This window comes from Streptomyces sp. DH12 (assembly GCF_020873895.1).
In the GTDB taxonomy this organism is placed as follows: Bacteria; Actinomycetota; Actinomycetes; order Streptomycetales; family Streptomycetaceae; genus Streptomyces.
Map to the genome: position 1 here is coordinate 1 of NZ_JAHWGT010001731.1, position 382 is coordinate 382.

The window sequence follows — 382 nt, forward strand, 5'->3', positions numbered from 1 at the left end:
GGGTTTCATGGGGGTCGCTCTGTTCGTTCCGTGAAACTGGTGCGTCGATGAGGAGGCGGGGTCAGGGTGGCGGGGATCAGGAGGCGGCGGGGACGCCGATCGCCAGGAGCGCGGTGTCGTCGTCGAGGCCGTCGCCGAAGTAGCGCAGCAGACCGGTGACGGCGTCGACGAGCGCGCGACTGCCCGCCGGGGCGCGCGCGGCGGCGAACGACAGCAGGGCGTCGTAACCGTAGAGCTGCCGGTCGGGGCCGACCCGGGCCTCGGTGAGGCCGTCGGTGTAGAGGAGCAGGGTGTCGCCGGGCCGCAGGACGGTGCTCACCCCGACGAACTGCGCCGTGGGAAGGACGCCGACCAGCATGCCGCCGCGGGTGCTCAGGTACTC

At 72.5% G+C, this 382-nt stretch carries 1 protein-coding gene; it reads right to left on the bottom strand.

Annotated features, from left to right (window positions below; translation table 11 throughout):
* Nucleotides 1-76: 76 nt before the first annotated feature.
* On the bottom strand, nucleotides 77-382 hold a 306-nt coding region (locus LPA54_RS41955; RefSeq protein WP_228985579.1), incomplete at its 5' end, for a PP2C family protein-serine/threonine phosphatase.